Annotated in this window: 11 protein-coding genes; 7 read left to right on the top strand and 4 right to left on the bottom strand. The window is 45.7% G+C overall.

The window, feature by feature from the left end; translation table 11 throughout:
• The first annotated feature begins 38 nt into the window (after positions 1 to 38).
• The 6 genes from AWH61_RS18475 to AWH61_RS18450 all read left to right on the top strand — a co-directional run bounded on the left by AWH61_RS18475 (position 39) and on the right by AWH61_RS18450 (position 8,342).
• Positions 39 to 872, top strand: a complete 834-nt coding sequence (locus AWH61_RS18475; RefSeq protein ID WP_014951017.1) for a DUF4198 domain-containing protein — start codon at positions 39 to 41, stop codon at positions 870 to 872.
• 112 nt (positions 873 to 984) lie between these two features.
• Complete coding sequence (locus AWH61_RS18470; protein WP_075177862.1) at positions 985 to 2,382, top strand: flavodoxin domain-containing protein; 1,398 nt, start codon at positions 985 to 987, stop codon at positions 2,380 to 2,382.
• A gap of 370 nt (positions 2,383 to 2,752) precedes the next feature.
• Positions 2,753 to 4,444 carry a carbon starvation CstA family protein gene (locus tag AWH61_RS18465; protein WP_014951015.1) on the top strand — a complete coding sequence of 564 codons (1,692 nt, stop codon included), beginning with the start codon at positions 2,753 to 2,755 and terminating at the stop codon, positions 4,442 to 4,444.
• A gap of 271 nt (positions 4,445 to 4,715) precedes the next feature.
• Positions 4,716 to 5,885: an SO_0444 family Cu/Zn efflux transporter gene (locus tag AWH61_RS18460; protein WP_075177861.1), complete on the top strand. Its 1,170-nt coding sequence runs from the start codon at positions 4,716 to 4,718 to the stop codon at positions 5,883 to 5,885.
• Between the two features lie 147 nt (positions 5,886 to 6,032).
• Positions 6,033 to 7,112 carry a CNNM domain-containing protein gene (locus tag AWH61_RS18455; RefSeq protein WP_014951013.1) on the top strand — a complete coding sequence of 360 codons (1,080 nt, stop codon included), beginning with the start codon at positions 6,033 to 6,035 and terminating at the stop codon, positions 7,110 to 7,112.
• 51 nt (positions 7,113 to 7,163) lie between these two features.
• Positions 7,164 to 8,342: an energy transducer TonB gene (locus AWH61_RS18450; protein ID WP_075177860.1), complete on the top strand. Its 1,179-nt coding sequence runs from the start codon at positions 7,164 to 7,166 to the stop codon at positions 8,340 to 8,342.
• A 21-nt stretch (positions 8,343 to 8,363) separates the two neighbouring features.
• On the opposite strand, the gene AWH61_RS18445 is transcribed toward AWH61_RS18450, so the two are convergent.
• The 4 genes from AWH61_RS18445 to pdsR all read right to left on the bottom strand — a co-directional run bounded on the left by AWH61_RS18445 (position 8,364) and on the right by pdsR (position 13,507).
• Positions 8,364 to 9,497: an outer membrane beta-barrel protein gene (locus AWH61_RS18445; RefSeq protein ID WP_249922683.1), complete on the bottom strand. Its 1,134-nt coding sequence runs from the start codon at positions 9,495 to 9,497 to the stop codon at positions 8,364 to 8,366.
• Positions 9,498 to 9,592: 95 nt separating this feature from the next.
• Positions 9,593 to 10,360 (bottom strand): methylamine utilization protein, encoded by a 768-nt coding sequence (locus AWH61_RS18440; RefSeq protein ID WP_039226812.1) that lies wholly within the window; start codon positions 10,358 to 10,360, stop codon positions 9,593 to 9,595.
• Positions 10,361 to 10,587: 227 nt separating this feature from the next.
• Positions 10,588 to 12,756, bottom strand: a complete 2,169-nt coding sequence (gene pdsS, locus AWH61_RS18435) for a proteobacterial dedicated sortase system histidine kinase (protein WP_075177858.1) — start codon at positions 12,754 to 12,756, stop codon at positions 10,588 to 10,590.
• 61 nt (positions 12,757 to 12,817) lie between these two features.
• The gene (pdsR, locus tag AWH61_RS18430; protein ID WP_014951008.1) at positions 12,818 to 13,507 is read right to left on the bottom strand and encodes a proteobacterial dedicated sortase system response regulator; all 690 of its coding nucleotides are present in this window, start codon (positions 13,505 to 13,507) and stop codon (positions 12,818 to 12,820) included.
• A gap of 741 nt (positions 13,508 to 14,248) precedes the next feature.
• On the opposite strand from pdsR, the gene AWH61_RS18425 reads away from it, so the two are divergent.
• On the top strand, positions 14,249 to 15,181 hold the full coding sequence (locus AWH61_RS18425; protein WP_061096024.1) for an ABC transporter ATP-binding protein: 933 nt from the start codon (positions 14,249 to 14,251) through the stop codon (positions 15,179 to 15,181).
• The last annotated feature ends 26 nt before the right edge of the window (positions 15,182 to 15,207 follow it).

Raw genomic sequence — 15,207 nt, 5'->3', positions numbered from 1 at the left:
TCAACGCTCACTCAGTAGAGATCCAATAAGAGGACATTATGAAAAAACTATCAGTAAAAGCTTCAGCCATTGCGCTAGCAGCAACACTTGCCGTGTCATTTTCAGCCAGTGCGCATCGCGCGTGGTTACTTCCAAGCTCTACCGTACTATCAGGTGAAGAAGCTTACGTGACGTTTGATGCTGCTATTTCAAATACTATTTTTCACCCTGACCACTTCGCAATGAACGCCAGTAACTTAGTGGTTCAATCGCCAGAGGGTGAAGCCGTAGACGTAGAAAATATGGCACGCGGTAAGTACCGAACCACGTTTGATTTGAAATTAAACAAAGAAGGTACATACAAACTGACGTCTGCCAGCAATGGTATTCGCGCATTTTGGCGAGATGAAGAAGGCAAGCGCAAGATGTGGCCGGGCCGTGGTGAAGAATATAAGCCGGAAGAGTTCGCAACAGCCGTGCCTAAGAAAGCAAAAGATCTTCGCGTAATGCAAAGCTCTCGCCGCGTAGAAACGTTTGTTACTCTTGGTGCGCCATCGAACAAGGTGTTCACGCCTGATAACGTGGGTTTGGAGCTAGTGCCAGTGACTCACCCTAATGATTTATTCGCCACCGAAACGGCAACGTTCAAGTTACTTATTGACGGTGAGCCTGCGGTTGGCGCCGAGGTGGAAGTTGTGCGCGGTGGTATGCGCTACAGAAATGATCAGGAAACGATTAAAGTCACGTCTGACAAAAATGGTCAGATTGAAATTACATGGCCGCAAGCCGGTATGTACTTTGTAGAAATTGGCTATGAAGACGATAAAGCGCAAAAGCCTGCAACGTCTCGTAACGGTAGCTACTCAGGCACATTTGAAGTGCTTCCGCTGTAATAACCGCTCGTTATTGCGCAGCTAGGGGCTGTAAACGTTCTTTGAATACTCACAGAGCAACAGCCTCTTAAGTTTCTAGCTATTTCAATACAACGGCATAAAAGTTAAGCACATGACAGAAACACACCGTCTACTCATAGCAATAGTAAGCATTGGCCTGTATATGCTGTGGGTAGCGGTGTTATTTTTTAAATATCGAAAGCAAAACAACTATGCGGTATCAGGCGAGGAGACCCTTGTCGTATACGCAAGCCAAACCGGTACGGCTGAAAAAATTGCCCGCGCAAAGGCTGCGGCGCTATCACAGCAAGAGCAAACGTCGGTAGTGTCCATGGCATCTTTGAAACTCAATACGTTAAGTAGTGTGTCGAAAGTCATTTTTGTTGTGAGTACCTACGGTGAAGGCGAGCCCCCTGATGCGGGTAGAACCTTTAGTAAAGCGCTAAAAAAAGCGTCGTCGAATCAATCTGATTACCTTTCCCATCTGTCTTTTGAAGTGGTGGGATTAGGCGATAAGCAATACGCCGCGTTTTGCCAATTCGCAGTCACGTTGTTTGATAATATCAGTGCACTAGGCGCACGTGCGCTTTCTCCGCTAACGACATTAGATGCAGGGAAAGGTGAGCATTTGTCTTTGCTTGGCTCGTTGCCACAGGATGAACAGCACCCCACCCATGCTTTCACACTGAAAAATCGGGTTCAATTAAATGAAATAAGTCTAGCTTCTGGCGAGACTTCAAACGAACCCTCTGACCACTCTGAGAGCAAACCTTCAAACCCAGCGTCGCCAGGCCTGTTCGGCTTGTCTTTGAACGTTGACCATTCTAATCATACACAAGAATTACATGAACAATGGGAAGCGGGAGACGTGTTGGAAGTCCTTATTCCTCAGCAAGGGCAGTCACCGATTGTAAGCCGAAGCTACACCATTGCGTCGGTACCACAAGAACACGACGTAAAGCTTGTAGTTCGACAGCTGGTTAAAGACAACGGACAACTTGGGCTAGGTTCTGGATTACTTACCCGTTCTTTACCTGTATCTCAGCCAGTACAGGCCTACATTCGAAAAAATACCAGCGCTATTATTACTAATACTCAGTGCCCATTGTTATTAATTGCTGCGGGTAGCGGCATTGCGGGGGTACGAGCTCAGCTTGCAAAACGCGCATTGCTTGAGAACGCTGGGCCAGTTTGGATATTTTTTGGCGAGCGTAATCCTGCGCAAGATGACGTGCTTGATAAAACGCTATCGCCTTTCCAGAATAGTGACTGTATTTTCAAAAAGTCAGTGATTTTCTCCCGACAAAAAGGTGGTGGTTATGTTCAACAGCGTCTTGTTGAGCAGCGAGATGAGATCAAATCCTTCTTAGGCGATACCGGACAAGTATACGTTTGTGGGCATTTTGAGGGAATGGGCCAAGGCGTTGACATGGCTTTGCAGTCCATACTTGAAGCGCAAGCCTACAATGCGTTAGCTGACGAAGGACGTTATCACCGCGACCTTTACTAATGTGGAGAACAGCAGGCAAATAATGTCTGTTTTACGCTTTCCTGTTTCACCGCTTAATCATCGCTAATAAACCTCAAAAGCCTTACAGCTAAATCCCAAACTTTGAGTTAGACTTTAGTCTAATGTGTCAGGCCCTTGCCTTGTCGCATGTTTAAATATGCGCAACAGTACGTTGGGCATACCTTAAATAGGTGTTTTCTTATTCAGGTATGACCTTTCGCCACCGATAATTGGTGTAATGTTTGAACTGAAAATAAGAAAATCAACAGGCTAGGGGCTGCTGACCTTTGTTGTACGTTTAAACCAAAATTCGTACACCAAAGAACAATAGGCCCTAGGGCCTGTCGATAAAACAAATTAGGACGACAGTATGCAGTCTATTGCCATTGTTATACTGGGCATCATCGGAATGTTGCTCGGCTGGTTCGTATATTCGAAGTTTATTGCGAGCCGTATATTTAAGTTGGATGATAGTTTTGTAACACCAGCCCATACAATGAAAGATGGGGTGGACTATGTTCCCACCAATAAAGTTGTATTGTGGGGGCACCATTTCACTTCCGTGGCGGGGGCAGCACCCATCGTAGGTCCAGCTATTGCTGTCTACTGGGGATGGGTTCCTGCGGTACTTTGGGTTGTGTTTGGTACGATATTATTTGCCGGTGTGCACGATATGGGCGCCTTATGGGCCAGCGCACGCCACAAAGGCAAATCAATGGGCGCGCTGTCTGAGACCGTCATCGGAAAACGCTCTCGTTCACTATTTATGATAGTGATCTTCCTAGTACTCTTAATGGTTAATGCGGTATTTGGCGTGGTTATCGCGAACTCTTTTGTCTCCCAACCCAATGCGGTATTCCCAGCTTGGATGGCAATCGCAGTTGCATTAGTCATAGGTCAATTGCTTAAACGTAATTTCAGCCTCATACCCTTATGTATTGTGGGGATTATTGTGCTTTACGCATCGGTGTATGCGGGCAGTTATATCCCACTAAGTCTGCCGGAAACCATGTTTGGTTTAGCAGATAAAGCAAACTGGATCATTATCTTATTTATTTACGCCGCTATTGCATCGCTGTTACCAGTTTGGATGCTGTTACAGCCTCGTGATTTCATTAACGGTATGCAGTTACTTGTTGGCTTGTTCCTGCTTTATGGTGCTGTGTTCTTTGCTATGCCGGATATCACGGCGCCAGCGTTTAACGCTCAAACCGCTGTCGATTCTCCAAGTCTTATCCCGCTGTTGTTCGTTACTATTGCGTGTGGCGCTGTTTCTGGTTTCCACGGTATTGTGTCTTCAGGTACCAGCTCTAAGCAGCTAGACAAAGAGACCGATGCACGCTTTGTTGGTTATCTAGGCGCGGTCGGTGAAGGCTCACTAGCACTTATTACCATTGTCGCTGTGAGCGGCGTTGCGTTTGCAGCTTCTCCAGAAGAATGGCACGAAGTATACAGCCATTTGGGTGCGGGTAGCGTGGGTGCATTTATCACTGGTGGTGCGAACCTAATTCAGCAGGGTTGGGGGTTGCCGGTAGATTTCTCGTCAACGATCCTTGCGGTAATGGTTGTTCTATTTGCTGGCACCACCATGGATTCGGGTGTGCGTCTGCAGCGCTACATAATCCAAGAATGGGGCGATATCTATTCAATTGGTGCACTTAAGAACGGCGTGGTTGCAACGCTTGTAGCTGTTGGATGTTGTTTATTGCTGGCCTTCGGTGCAGGTGGTGCGTCAGGCAGTGGCGGTATGATTATTTGGCCGTTATTTGGTTCTACTAACCAGATACTAGCCAGTTTAACCCTGTTAGTAATCTCGGTTATGCTGATTAAATTAGGTCGACCAGCGAAATATACGCTGATTCCAATGGTGTTTGTACTGATTATGGCCTTCTTTGCCGGGCTTATTAAACTTAAAGAATACTACGTTGAAGGTAACTATCTATTGGTGTTCTTAGACGCAGTAGTACTTATTGTGTCTGTGCTTGTTATGCTTGAAGCTTTTTCTGTGGTGTCAAAACTCAAAAAGGAATCGAAGCTTAAAAAAGAGCAAGCCAATGGATAAGTCACTAGCGACAAAAACTTTCATGGTTGACCTCGTGGTTTAAAATTACACTTTCGAGACAGTCAACATTCGGCCAGTGCATTTGTACTGGCCATTTTTCTTTCCTTTAAAAGCAAAACGCACTCGCATAAATCAGGTTAATCAGTTTTGCTGATTTTCTGTCATACAGCATATCTGTTATTATACTTACCGTTCTAAAACACCGTTATTTTTGTTGTCAAAAGCCGCGTTCTTCACCGTGACCTTTCAACAAAATAACCTGTGAGGCTTTGTGTCAGATATCATTTTACTTGGACAAAATTTCCTAGCACTTTTCGTTGAATCCGCGCCTTGGTTACTTCTCGGTTTGCTGGTGGCGGGTATCATGCACGAATTGGTACCCGTTTCGTTTTTGGAAAAGCACATGGGCAGCTCATCGTTTGGCTCAATTACAAAGGCCGCGGTTATTGGTGCGCCTTTACCTCTGTGCTCTTGCGGCGTTATCCCAGCGGCACTTGGGCTTAGGCGTAGCGGTGCATCTAAATCTTCCACTATCTCGTTTTTAGTGTCTACGCCCGAGACTGGCGTAGACAGTGTTTCTGTGTCCTACGCATTGCTTGGACCGTTGTATGCCATTGTTAGACCCATCGCGGCCATTACAAGCGCTATTTATGCTGGATTGATGGTGCGTTTTTTCGCAGAAGCAGAAGAAGTTCAACAACGACAATCTGAGGCGACGCAGTCATCGTGCTGTGGTTCAAAGCAAGCACCTAAACCAGAACCGCAAATACAGGCCAGCGCATCCTGTTGTTCAAGCGAAAAAACACATGTTCATAACCACGAAAGCACAGACAAGCCTGAACACGAGTCTTCGCCTTCGAAAGTCACAAGCGTGCTTTCATACGCCAGTGGCAAGTTACTTGAAGACATTGTGATATGGTTATTAATTGGATTAGCACTTGCCGCGGCAATTAAAACGTGGGTACCCACCGACTTTTTAACGCAATGGGGTGATGGTGTGGTCGCCATGCTAGTGATGGCGCTAATCGGCATTCCTATGTACATATGTGCTACAGCATCAACGCCAATCGCGGTTGGGTTTCTTGCGGCGGGGCTATCGCCCGGTGCTGTTTTAGTGTTTTTAATGGCGGGGCCCGCCACTAACGTATCAACGATGGGAATGATCAAACAAGAAATGGGCACGCGAACGTTAGTGCTTTACCTTTTCAGTGTTATCTCTGCGAGTATTGGTTTTGGTTACGCACTGAACTACCTAGTATCTTCGTTTTCTTTAGCCTCTATGATCAAAACGCAAAGCCATGTTCATGAGCATGGTGCAGACGTTCAGGTGATTTATGGGTTATGCGCGATTTTATTGGCGGGGTTAATGTTAAGGCTGGGTCTGAAAAAGCTGCAGCAACACCGTCATAACCAAGAGCAACATTCGGCGTGCTGCGGCTAACAGTAGCCCAGCGGATGCCTTTCATAGTAAGGCGCTCAATTGATATTCATAGAGCGCTTGTATATCCCGCTCTATTATCCATAATAGTCGTTCAACTTATTAAAATTAAAACGCGTTTAAACCTACAAGGACGCTTGGAATAACTACATGCTTTTACTTATTGTGTACGTCTTCATTGCACTGGGCTTTTCTTTTTTGTGCTCCATTGCAGAGGCTGTGATTCTGAGTGTTTCGTCCGCTTATATCTCTGTGTTAGAGAAAGAGGGCAAAGCCAGTGGTGCGCTACTACGTAAGCAAACCGATAATATAAATACGCCTTTATCAGCAATATTAACGCTGAACACTATTGCTCATACTATGGGGGCTGCCGGGGCAGGTGCGCAAGCGGCAGCAGTATTTGGTGACGCCTATCTAGGCGTTATTTCAGCAGTCCTTACACTTCTTATTCTTATTTTTTCTGAGATTATCCCTAAAACACTTGGTGCAACCTATTGGCGAACACTAGCGCCAGTAACCGCATATTTCCTTAAATACCTTTCAATTGTACTTATGCCGTTCGTTAAAATGTCTGAGCTAATGACGAAAGGCTTTAAAGAAGACAGTCCACTTCGCGGGTTAAGCCGCAGTGAGCTACACGCCATGGCAGAGTTGTCGGGGCAAGAAGGTCAGCTAGCGAATCACGAAGCGGCGTTTCTGCAAAGCTTGTTAAGTTTGCACGAGCTGAAAGTGAAAGATGCGATTACCCACCGCACGGCGCTATTTAAAGTGTCGGAGTCGATGACGGTAGAAGGCTTTTTCCACAAACACGCCAATATAGAATTTTCTCGTATCCCTGTGTTTGAAGACAGCGACTCAGAAAACATTACAGGCTTTGTTATGCGTTCTGATTTATTGGTGGCACAAGCCAGAGGTAACACTGATAAGCCGCTTTCTGAATACGCAAAAGATATGGTTACCGTGTTAAACACTATGCCGCTGTCAGTCACCTTCGAGCACTTCATCAATAAGCACGTGCATATGTTACTAGTGGTTGACGAGTACGGCGGTTTAGAAGGGGTGCTTACGCTAGAAGACCTGCTCGAACGCTTGCTAGGTGTCGATATCGTAGATGAAAAAGACACCACGGTGAGCATGCGTAGGCTTGCCAAGATGATGATGAAACGCAAAGAACAAATGATGATCAAAAACGTACCCGATGCGTCGCTTGAGAGTTCGTCTAAAAAATAGAATTAGCGCCAATTCACTCGTAATGTTTAGCCATTATTAAGGATGATAAATATGAAACAGGATTTATGGAAAAAAGCATTGAGAACAGAATATTCAGCCCGCGAAAATATTGTTAAGCAAATCCAATCGTCGCTCGTTTTAGCGGCTTTGCTCGCTACAGGTTTCACGGCAAGTGCAGCTGCACAGGAACTGAGTATCCCATGTGATGATCTTGAAGAAAAAGCGCTCGCAGAATCGAAAGCTGATGAAGTAGAGCGCATAAGCGCATTTACACCAGCGACGCCTTTGAAACGTGTCGATCCTAAATACCCATCTCAAGCCATTAGAAAAGGCCGAGAAGGTTGGGTTAGGCTAAGCTACGTTATCGACGAAGAAGGCAGAGTGAAAGACCCTGTTGTAGAAGACTTCTTTGGAAGCCCTTCTTTCAAACGCAGTGCACTGTCAGCGGTTAAGAAATGGCAGTATAACCCTGCGATCAAAGATGGCGAACCTACCCAGCAGTGTCATCAAGCAGTCCAAATGGATTTCGCTATAAGCGGAAAAAGCGGTGCCACACGCAAATTTATTAAAGCTTATAAAGACGCAGACGAGCGCTTTAATGCGGGTGATGTTGACGCGGCTGATGAAGCACTTAAAGAGCTTTTAGGCTGGGATACGCTAAACCGCTATGAAAATACGTGGTTGCTAAACTTGGAGTCTCATATAGCGAGCAAACAAGGTGACGTAGAGAGGGAAGCGCAAAGCCTAACGCGATTACTTGCCAGCAACGGTAGTAAGCGCTTCAATAACATGGTGTTTGATGAAGATTATGTGGCATACGCCCTTCAAAGAAAAATCATACTCGATGCTCAGCGCGGGTATTATGCAGAAGCATTAAAATCCTACACCACACTTCAAGACATGGAAGCGCAAGAAACGCGTATTGGCGAGATCGCGCCGCTAATTAGTCAGATTGAAGAATCTATTGCATCTGAGCAAAACTTAACCGTGCCCGTAACGATAGGAAGTGATGGGAATTGGTTCCACACTCTTGTGCGAAGTAAGTTTGCTTTTGGCAACATCCAAGGCGAACTTGATACCGTTGAAGTCCGTTGTGATACTCATCGAGAAAAATTCACGGTTGCCGAAGCGCATGTTTGGCAAATTCCAAGCTCTTGGGGACAGTGTCAGGTGATGGTGAAAGGTGACAGCGAAACAAAATTTGATTTAATTGAAGTGGCGAAAGGGTAGGACTGAACAACAGTCGCGTCGCTACAGAGTTACAGTGAATGCCAGTTGAAATAGTTGCTCTCTATAGTCCTCGTCGGATTGGAAAAAACGCAAATTCTCCTGATGCCCTGAATTTAATTGCCACTCTGTGCTAACGGATAAATAAGCGGTAATGTCGTACCTTACGCTAACGGTAAAGGCGTTACCTCTGCTTCCATTCGGGTCATACATAACATCATCGTTATCTACCACCTGATACCAGTCCCCACGCATGGCTAAAGTTAAATCTTCCCAGCCTAATTGCTTTAGGTTGTATGCCGCACCGATATACGCACTGGAAAAATCGTTGTCTACGATATGCTCCCCCATCAAAGTGTCACCTAGTAGCACTTGAGAGAACACCGTTAACTCAGGTCGTGGTAAATATCGCAGTGTTAATGAATGAAAGCGCGTATGCCAGGCATAAATGCGGTCTGGGTCAACAATGTTCGGGTCTGCATTATTGTCGTAATAGTAATAACGCAACTCGGCCTTTCTAGCATAGGCTAAGTGAGCTCCTACGTAGTACCCAAACCGATTGTCAATTTCCCTGAAGGGTTCAGTCCATGCCGGTGCGTTTAACTTATCTTCATCGACGACGCCGGGAATGGGGAGGAAGTTTACGCGATCATTATAAACGGACTGCCTGTCGTGAAGGGCAAACCCTCGCCAAGAAAGCAGAGTGCCGGTGGAATCATTACCTTTGAACACGCTGCCTAATACTTTCCATGACCAGTGGCTTCTTATTTGCCTGCCATTTTGTCGTAGACTTACTTCGATACCGCCCGTTCTTAGTTCTTCACCCACCCAACTATTAATTGCAGAGTTACTTAGAAAATGAGGCGATAACCAACCCGCGTCGGTATTTTCCGCTGAGAGAGCGGGAAAAAATGCCCCTATTTTTACTTCAGGCTTTATGCTGGATGCGACTAACGGGCGATATTTCAAATAAAGCTCGGAGAATCCAACCTTTTGTTCCCCATCGCTATAACCATTGATGACGCCAACTGCCGACCAACTATCCGCTAACATAAAGTCAGCTTTCACTACAGCATGAGAGAGCTGTATGCCGTTACTTTCATAACGCTGATGGCCGGTCCCCATTTGCTGAAAGCTCCGCGAATCATCTTTTGCCACAAAGCTTGTTCTTACTAGGGCCTTGGTTTCTCCGTGAACCTGAAGTGTTAAACTCGTGCAAAGCAAACAGACGGTTAAGGCAAAGACATTACGCATTAATAATCGCCAAATCCTTCGTCGAAGTCATCGTCACTGAAAACTGCATCAAGAACAAATTTGTATTCTTGTGAGTTGGTGATATGCAATGTTGCGCTGTTAAATAGTTTCACATCAGGTTGCTGCGGGTGCCAGGTCATAACACTGTACTCGCCTACCGGAAGTGAAACATTCATTACGCCTTCTTCATCGGTTTTTGCGAAAAATGGACTGTCGGTTACCACAATATAGCCCAGCATCCAGTCGTGAATATTGCAGCCAATATCTACAATACCAGCTTGCTCAAAGCGAAGCGGTTCAGCGGTAAACTCTTTATAGAGTTTTAGCTCAAACTGTTTTGTAGGCGAAAAAGAATACACGTGATGAAAAAGATTATCTGCGTTTGGAAACGAAATATCTGTGCCTGATTGAACAACAAGCACGTGAGGCGCAAATTGTTTATCGATTTGATTCATTATGGCGGGCTCTTCTTCACGCTGTGGCGTTGATGCAAGCGTAAAGTTAGGCGTTAGGGTTAACACCATATCTTTCACAGGCTCCCCATTGGCGTCGCTAACGTATATCGAAATGGTTGGCGTTGCTGATAAGGATGTATCAGCGGCATGTGCCCATGAAAGGGTAGCGCCGGCTAGTAAGAGAGCGCTCGATGTGAATGTACCTGTGATAAAACTAGTTATGTTGAACGTGCTCGCCCTTCGATGAGAAGTAAAGAAAATAGAAAGCGCAAATGACATGGATTTAATCAATAACGTGTTGTTTTTTTGCATTGTAATTCATTCTTTATAATGGCTTTAGCCTTTGACAGAAAGGCAAAGCGCTATGCGTCCTTTGTTGACACGAAAGCATATGACTACGTATAGCCTATTCAATACCAATCCGTATAGATAATAACCTATGCGGACTGGTATGAGGTATGTGCTCGGCTTTCGCTATCTATGTAGCAAAGTTTATTAGACTTTAACTATAGACCGAGTTGGACGTTTTTTTCATTCATTTACATCAAAGGAAAGCGTGCGCTGACGACTACACCTGTACTATCCTTCCGATTGAATAAAGATAACTGACCTTTGTGGAAGGTCATTATGATGTTGGCAATGTAAAGCCCTAGCCCCAAGTGCGGTGAAGAGGCATTTTGCACATCGTTTTCTTTTCTCACCGACACCATAGACTGAAGCAACTGAGACCTCATTCCTTCTGGAAGGAGCGGTCCGGTATTACTAATGGTTAGCTCAGCTTGCTTGTCCTTAACCGTAATACTGACTTGGATTTCACTTTCTTTTTCACTGAAATCTACGGCGTTAGCGATAACTTTATCGAACATTTGAGCCGTAAGTTCAGGGGAGCCAAGTATGCGCGCAGTATCAGCATTGTGGGTAAAACTAAAGCGTCGATGGCTATAGGCATGTTCGTAACCAGCAATACACCCAGATATCACCTTAACTAAGTCGAATGGTTCTAAATCTTCTTGTTGGATGGCCTGCTCTAATCGGGTGGCTTCACTCATACTGTTTAATATTGTGCTTAGGCGGTTTACCCCTGATTGCGCCCTTTCAACAAAAACGGCTTGTTGGTCGGCGTCATTAACCTGAGTCAGCATATCCAGCGACGATTTTACCACGGCAATGGGCGTTCTAAGTTCGTGAGACAAGCGAGATGCCATGTTTTCTAAATAGGAGTTGTACTGCTGTAACCGCGAAAGCACATCCGCAAATGAACGGGATAAGTCACCAATTTCATCACGCTGATTTGAAACCGGAAGGGTGCCAATGATTTTGCCATTATCATCTATCACCGCTTCGGTGTTATCGCGAAGGGAACGAATGCGGTTTGAAATTCGCGTGGCGAACAGCAGTAACCCTAATGTACCTATGGTCATCACTGCTAAAATCACGTGAAAGAGCTGTTCCAACGCCCGGTTACGCAAAGTACGAATGCCATTGGTGGTTTGCTCTACAATAACCGCCCCCATTACGTTGCCTTCAATAAAAATTGGGTAGGCAGCGGAGAGTACTATGGCTTTGTTATCGGGTGACAAACGCCATAGTGAATCGGGTTGGCCATTCAGCGCCGTGCCTAAATCCTGCCCTACCAATGCATAAGCATCGTCTAGCTCGTCAATAAAGTCGGCAGGTGGCCGCGTAAGAATCTGATAATAAAGTGGAAGTAACCACTCACTTTCAACCCAGTGCCAAATTGCATTTGAAGAGGTTTCTTTTTCATCTACTTCAATACCAGTGGCCGATTGAATGTCACCAGCGCGGGCGAGTACCCGCTTGTGTTTATCTACGACCCACACCCGTGAATCGGCATATTTTAAACCTGCCAGAATGCGCTCAATTTCAGGGGAAGGAGTGATAACAGTACCTAATTCAGCGAGCTCTTTTGTATTAGCCGTACCTAACGCGTACTGCTTCAATCGACTTGCCCTGTCGTCCACATCGACAATTGAAAATGCTAAGCCGCCTGTGGTCATTGATAGCGGAAAGCGCAGTTCAATGTTGTAGCCCGTGGCAGTCTCTTGCCATCGGCCTTGAATAGAGAGCGCGTTCTCTACCGCCCGAGTTGTCGTTGTGTTATCTGCGAGCTTGTACGCATTTACCCAGCCACTTTCATAAGGGGCGACAACATACCTTGCTAATTCTCCCTGTGGAGTTTCCATGCCCACAAGTAAGTGGTCGCCAGTCTCCACGCTTAAACTATTGGGTTGTCGCCACAGCAGCACGTCATCACTGACTTCAAACATGGCATACAGAAATTGACCGTAGCGCCCCACCATATGCTTAAACGACAAGCTAGTGGGTTCTCCCGCGTAGCCATTGTAGTACTCAATAACTTCGCCACTGCCATACTCACTCATTAACTCGCTGACTTGCTGCCAGTCGTTAAGTTCGCCATCAAGTCGAATGGGGGACGGGATAGGTGGCGCGTAAAGATCTGTTCCGGGGCGCACGTCTTGAAGATACGCTGATTGGCTATCAAATAAAGCGGGACGCTCGTGAAGGGCAGTGGCAACAGCTCGTGCCGTGCCAATCATGGTTTGTTCTTGACCGTTTCGCAGATACTGCTCAAGCTCCCACACATAGTTATAACCTAAGTAGGGTATGGTGAATAAGAACAGCGACAGCACCATAAGCTGAAGGCGTATTGAAAAGCGAAATCCCATGTTTTTAGTCGGTTGCCCTTATCTTTTAATCAGACGAAACGCAGTTTTAGTCGAAAGCCCGCTACAGCTGCCAGCGATATCCCATGCCGTATACGGTGTCGATATGATCGAAGTTTGGGTCAAGCTGCACAAACTTTTTACGCATACGTTTGATATGCGAAGTAATAGTGGTGTCATCTACCACCATTCTGGACTCATCCATGAGCTGTTGGCGGCTTTTCACATGGCCAGGGCGCTTAATAAGCGCATGCAGCATCCAAAACTCTGTTACCGTTAACAAAACGGGCTGGTTCTGCCAGCTTACCGTCATTCTCGACACGTCTACTTTTAAGTCGCCCACTTTTAGCTCATCTTTTTGTTCTGTGGGGGCAGCAAGTAAGTCTGTACGCCTGAACAAGGCTGCAATGCGTGCTAGCAGATGAGCCATGCTAATATCTTTAGTCAGGTAGTCGTCCGCGCCCATTCTAAGGCCGCTGATAGTATCTACGTCGTTATCTCGTGCAGTAAAAAAGATGATAGGTAGGGTTTGTGATAGGCCTCGGAGTTGCTGACACAGCATAAAGCCCCCCTCAATTTCATCTTTCAAACCAATATCGATAATGGCTAAGTCGGGTAAGGTGTGGTTAAACGCTTCAGCAGCAGAAGGCCTGTCCTCATAGGCATTCACGCTATAGCCCTGCGCTTTAAGCGCCATAATGTAATTTTCGCGAATGGCCGCGTCATCTTCCACTAATGCAATTGTCTTTGGCATACATTAACCCGCAAATATAATTCTGATAGAGCGCACACTATACCTATGAATGACAGCTATTGCCTAAGTTCGGCATAAAATCCTCAAGCCTGCCTCATTTACGCCATATTTGAGGGGCTTATCGTGAACTTTATCTTTGGCGGCAGCCCCACACAACGTCCCCAAGCGCGGATTAATAAAACGCTTGTAGTGCAGTTTCACATGCTAAATCTATAGGAAAGCTAAATCACCACCACATTTCCACAATTACGCGCTTTTTTTGCCATTAATAACGGGTTTAATAGTATTTGTCCGTCGAGTTTAGCGCACTGCTTTTTTTAAGTGCCAGGCAAGCGAGGCGGATTGCACTGTAGAAGCCTCTTCAAAGACTGGGAGAGGGGAAACAGTGCCGTGGAAGCGGTAAGGCTGAACTTCTACGTAAAAGTCTCAATTATCTATTCAGACTGGTATTAAGCTACCCTTTGCGCTGCGTACTACCCCAACGGTACGCGGCGCTTTTTTATTGGGGTTGAAAAAAGGCGTTTTCGCTCTCATTTAAAAGACGAAAGCTTAAACTGTTTAAAGCAACCACTAAACGCGAGTGTATTCATTTAATAGCATGAACTAGGTTACACTTCGTTGGTTGTAAGTTGTTAGCGACAGATAACTGCATCTCACTAAAGTTAATTAGGGCGTGCTGACCTTTGGTTTGCATCAAAGGTCAATACGTCTTAGTGATCACACTCTCACTACGGGCAAATCATGAAAGCGTTGGACATTAAAGGGTTAACCAAAACCTACAAAGGTGGCGTACAGGCACTAAAAGGCGTCGACCTTACAGTACAAGAAGGAGACTTCTTTGCATTACTTGGCCCAAATGGGGCGGGTAAATCTACCACTATTGGTATTATCAGTTCACTTGTAAACCAAACCAATGGCAGTGTGTCGGTGTTTGGTTATGACCTCACAACGCAAAAAGAGCTAGCAAAAGCCTGCATTGGTCTGGTGCCACAAGAGTTCAATTTCAACCAGTTTGAAACTGTACTGCAAATTGTATTGAATCAGGCAGGTTACTACGGTGTGCCGCGCAGTATTGCGAAAGAGCGTGCTAAAAAATACCTTGCTCAGCTTGACCTGTGGGAAAAGCGCGATGCCCGCGCGCGTGAGCTATCGGGTGGTATGAAGCGAAGACTGATGATTGCTCGAGCACTCATGCATGAGCCGAAATTGCTTATTTTAGATGAGCCAACCGCAGGCGTAGATATTGAAATTCGCCGCTCTATGTGGGGGTTCTTAGAAGAGATTAACCGTCAGGGGATTACCATCATCCTCACTACTCACTATCTTGAAGAAGCAGAAATGCTGTGTCGCAATATCGCCATTATTAACAAGGGCACCATTGTCGAGAACACCAGCATGAAAGCTTTATTGTCTAAACTAAGCCTAGAAACCTTTGTGTTGGATATCAAAATACCAGAGGGCATGACGACGACAGATGACCTACTAACGGGCTTTGAACACCGTTTGATTGACGACCATACCCTTGAAGTTGATGTTGAGAAAACGGAAGGATTGAACCCGGTTTTCACCCAGCTAAGTGAAAAGGGTATTCAAGTAATGAGCATGCGCAATAAATCAAATCGCCTTGAAGAGCTATTTGTGCGTTTAGTTGAATCAGCGAAGCAAGCTGGCTAAACCCACAGCAGGTAAAGGTGAAAAAC

Source organism: Alteromonas sp. W12 (assembly GCF_001924945.1).
GTDB classification, from domain to species: domain Bacteria; phylum Pseudomonadota; class Gammaproteobacteria; order Enterobacterales; family Alteromonadaceae; genus Alteromonas; species Alteromonas macleodii.
Note: the sequence above shows the minus strand (reverse complement) of the source record. Positions and strands in the feature narration are given on the sequence as shown.